Origin of the sequence: uncultured Boseongicola sp., assembly GCF_937988555.1 — a bacterium.
Lineage (GTDB): Bacteria > Pseudomonadota > Alphaproteobacteria > Rhodobacterales > Rhodobacteraceae > Boseongicola.
The window spans coordinates 1-4,414 of record NZ_CALJXO010000310.1; the positions used below are offsets into that span (position 1 = coordinate 1).

Consider the following 4,414-nt stretch of genomic DNA (forward strand, 5'->3'; position numbering starts at 1 on the left):
GAGTTCGACTGCAAATCCGGCCTTGGGTGTGGCTGTATTCAACCGTGCCGCAAAGATCAGCCCGGCAAGTGCGGCCAACACGCCCATGTTCACAAAAGTTAGGAAGGTCAGGCGTTCGGTCGGAATGCCCGACAGTTTCGCGGCTTTTTCGTTTCCGCCAAGCGCATAGACCCGCCGCCCGATTGTCGTCTGTTCGGTGATAAACGCGTAGACGATTGTCAACAGACCCATCGTGATCAGCACATTCGGCAGTCCGCGGAACGTCGATAGCTTGTATATCACAAAGAGTAGTGCACCGGCGACGATCACATTGCGCGCAAGGAAAAAGCCGAACGGTTCATCCTCAATCCCATAAGCTTTATTGCGAGCCCGCTTACGCATCCCCAGCCACACGATTGCCATTGCGGCGATGATGCCGACCGCCAGTGCAGTCGCGTTCGGACGCCCGACACCAAACAGATCTGGGATGAACCCGGTTGACAGCAACTGGAAGGATTTTGGGAAGGGGCCGACGGATTGCCCCTCGAGAAGCCAAAGTGACAAACCGCGAAACACCAGCATTCCCGCAAGAGTGACAATGAAACTGGGGATTTTCCAGTACGCTACCCAGTATCCTTGTGCCGCCCCGATCATCCCGCCAACCACGAGGCAGACCGGAATTGTGATCGCAACTGGCACGTCCCAATTCACGATCATCACCGCCGCAAAGGCACCGACGAACCCCATAACCGAGCCCACCGACAGGTCGATATTGCCGCCGACGATCACGATCAGCATCCCGAGGGCCATGATGATGATATAACTGTTCTGCAGAAACAAATTGGTGATGTTCACCGGCTTCAGCAACACGCCGTTGGTCACGATCTGAAAAAACAGCATGATCGCGATTAGGGCAAACAGCAGCCCGTATTCACGCAAATGGCCTAGAAGATATTTGGACATACCAGCCTGAGCGGGCTGATCCGGCGAGGTGGTATCGGTCATTGCGCCGCCCTCCTAATGTGTGACGATGAGCGACATGATGCGCTCCTGGCTTGCATCGGAGGCATCAAGTTCGCCGACAAAGCTGCCTTCATTCATGACGTAAATGCGATCGCTCATGCCCAGAAGTTCGGGCATTTCGGAACTGATCATGACAACGCCTTTGCCCTGCGCCGACAATTCGTTGATGATACCGTAGATTTCAAACTTGGCGCCCACGTCGATGCCGCGGGTCGGTTCATCAAGGATCAGAACCTCCGGCCCGGCAAAGAGCCATTTCGACAAAACAACCTTTTGCTGGTTCCCCCCCGACAGGTTCATCACCTTCTGGAACACGCTCGGGGTGCGGATATTCATCGCCTCGCGGTAGCGTTCTGCGACATTGGTTTCCTCGGCCTCGTTGATGACTCCCGAGGTCGAAACATCGCGAAGATTTGCCAACGTAATATTCCGCTGGATCGTCTCCTCTAGTATTAGCCCCAGTTCCTTTCGGTCCTCGGTCACATACGCCAAACCGCTCCGGATTGCCGCGGCTACTGTTGATGTGTCGATGTCCTTGCCTGCTAATTTGACCTGACCTGAAATATTCTGGCCGTAACTGCGCCCGAAAATGCTCATTGCCAGTTCGGTGCGCCCGGCGCCCATGAGCCCGGCAATGCCGACAACTTCGCCCGCGCGGACATGGAAGTTGATGTCCTTGATCACCTGTCTGGTCGCGTGTTCCTGATGAAAAACATTCCAGTCTGAGACTTCTAACAGCATGTCGCCGGCGCGACGGGTCCGTCCGGGATAGCGTTGCGACATATCGCGACCGACCATATCGCGCACGATCCGATCCTCGGTGATTTGTTCAGTCCGCGCATCCAGTGTCGAAACTGTCGCGCCATCGCGGATGACGGTGATCGTATCAGCAACCCTGCGAATTTCATTCAATTTGTGGCTGATGATGATTGACGTGACACCCTGTTTCTTCAACTCCAGCAACAAATCCAGCAGCGCCTGACTGTCGGCCTCGGACAATGCTGCTGTCGGCTCGTCCAGTATCAACAGGCGCACGTCCTTGGACAGCGCCTTGGCTATCTCGACCAGTTGCTGCTTGCCGACGCCAAGCCGGTCAACGGCAGTGGCAGGTCGTTCCTTCAGCCCGACTTTCTTCAACAACGCCTCGGTACGCTGATAGGTGTCAGGCCAGTTCATGATGCCGCCACGGGCACATTCATTTCCAATGAAAAGATTCTCGGCAATAGACAAAAGCGGCACCAGCGCGAGTTCCTGGTGGATAATAATGATCCCGAGATGTTCACTGTCTGCAATACCAGTAAAGCTGGCCAACTTCCCGTCATAGTTAATCTCACCGTCATAGGTGCCTTGCGGGTAAACGCCCGAAAGAACCTTCATCAGGGTGGATTTTCCGGCACCATTTTCACCGACAAGCGCGTGGATCTCTCCTTCGGTGACTTTGAGGTTTACATTATCCAGCGCTTTGACACCGGGAAAGTTCTTGGTGATAGAACGCATTTCCAGCAGTGTTTGCATCGACCCATCCCCCTATCTTTTAGCCCGCCCCGACTGCTTTCCGCGCAGCCGGAACAGGCAATTATCAGACCGTTGTTTAGAGATCGTCTGCGGAATGATAACCTGAGTCCATGACGATCTTCTGGTAGTTTGATCCGTCAACCGACACAGGCTCCAACAGGTAGGAAGGAACTACTTTGACACCATTGTCATAGGTTGACGTGTCGTTGATCTCAGGCTCGCCGCCTTGCAACAATGCATCAACCATACCAACAGTCACACGGGCCAGTTCACGGGTGTCCTTGAACACGGTCGAATACTGTTCGCCGGCTATGATCGACTTGATCGATTGCAGTTCGGCGTCCTGACCGGACACGATCGGCATCGCCAGGTCGCCAGAGCCATACCCAACACCCTTAAGCGAGCTCAGGATGCCAATGGACAAACCGTCATAAGGGCTTAGCACACCATGCACGACGGCATCGGTGTAATGTGCAGACAGCAAGTTATCCATGCGCGCCTGTGCAACAGCACCGTCCCACCGCAGTGTGCCGACAGTGTCCATGCCCATCTGGCTAGACACCACATTAAGAGTGCCATCATCGATCAGTGGCTGCAGCACCGACATCGCACCATCATAGAAGAAGTACGCATTGTTATCGTCGGGCGAACCGCCGAACAGTTCAACATTCCAAGGCGAAACGCCTGGAAACCTTTCTTCAAGACCGGCAACGACAGAACTGGCCTGCTGCACGCCGACCTTGAAGTTGTCGAAGGTGGCATAGTAGTCGACATTTCCGCTGTCGCGGATGAGGCGATCATAGGCGATGACCTTGATGTCCAAAGCTGCGGCATTCTCCAGCGCATTGGACAGCGTTGTCCCATCGATGGCCGCAATGACCAGAACATCAACTTCCTTAGTGATCATGTTCTCGATCTGGGCAAGTTGGTTGGGAATGTCGTCCTCTGCATATTGCAGATCGACAGCATAGCCCGCGGCTTCGAACTGCTCGACCATCGAATTGCCGTCAGAAATCCAACGAGCAGATGATTTGGTCGGCATCGCAATGCCAATTGTGCCTTTGTCCTGAGCATAAGCCGGCACAGCCATCAGGCCAGCACCAAGTGCAAGGGCCGCAAGCCCCGAAAATAGTTTGTTCATGTCTTCCTCCCAAAAACTGACGAATCCGGGATCAGACTAGTCAGGTCCCATTCAGGGACATCGTTGCCGGCCAGTTTGTGGCCGCCTAGCACAACGGTATCACCGTTCCAACATAACAATCAAATTACATAATTTGACTTCTTCATGCCTGTTTCGGTATGTTATTTCAGATGCAGGATCTCATCAAACGGCTGCAATGGCGCCACCTCAGGCTCATCCACGAAATTAGTGAATATGGCCAACTATCCGTCGCCGCGGATCGACTTTCCATAACGCAACCCGCCGCATCCAGGATGCTGGCCGAGATTGAAGCTATGGTTGGCCAGCGACTGTTCGAGCGTCATCCCAAAGGTATGGTGCCAACCTCGATCGCCGAGGTTCTGATCCGGCACGCCACAAGCTTACTGCGCGGGCTGGCGGCAACCGCAAGCGAAGTCGGAGCGTTCAGTTCAGGTAAGACCGGGACCGTTCGAGTCGGCTCTGTTACGGGTGCGGCAGTGGCTTATGTCGTTCCGGCAATTCAATCCCTGAAACAGGATGCAAAAGGCGCTGAAGTCTACGTGGATGTTGGCCCCAGCGACGCGCTGATGGAAAGGCTTATGAGTGGCGACTATGATTTCATACTTTCCCGTATTCCCCCCGATCTGGATGCACGCCAGTTTGAAATCTTGCAGGGCAGAGTCGAGATCGTAGAATTCTTAGTCAGGCCCAGTCATCCCTTGTTGAAAATTGATCAGCCATCGTTGGAGGATTTGG

The 4,414-nt window shown here is 54.3% G+C and carries 4 protein-coding genes; 1 reads left to right on the top strand and 3 read right to left on the bottom strand.

Translation table 11 applies throughout. The annotated features are described in order from the left end of the window. The 3 genes from Q1B15_RS18465 to chvE all read right to left on the bottom strand — a co-directional run. Positions 1–984, bottom strand: a 984-nt coding sequence (locus tag Q1B15_RS18465; RefSeq protein WP_299756535.1) for a sugar ABC transporter permease, incomplete at its 3' end; no start/stop codon positions are given. Positions 985–996: 12 nt separating this feature from the next. Next, positions 997–2,517, bottom strand: a complete 1,521-nt coding sequence (gene mmsA / locus Q1B15_RS18470) for a multiple monosaccharide ABC transporter ATP-binding protein (RefSeq protein ID WP_299756537.1) — start codon at positions 2,515–2,517, stop codon at positions 997–999. 76 nt (positions 2,518–2,593) lie between these two features. Continuing rightward, positions 2,594–3,607 carry a multiple monosaccharide ABC transporter substrate-binding protein gene (gene chvE, locus Q1B15_RS18475; RefSeq protein WP_299756541.1) on the bottom strand — a complete coding sequence of 338 codons (1,014 nt, stop codon included), beginning with the start codon at positions 3,605–3,607 and terminating at the stop codon, positions 2,594–2,596. Positions 3,608–3,828: 221 nt separating this feature from the next. Between chvE and Q1B15_RS18480 the strand changes: the two genes are divergently transcribed. Next, on the top strand, positions 3,829–4,414 hold a 586-nt coding region (locus tag Q1B15_RS18480; RefSeq protein WP_299756539.1), incomplete at its 3' end, for a LysR family transcriptional regulator.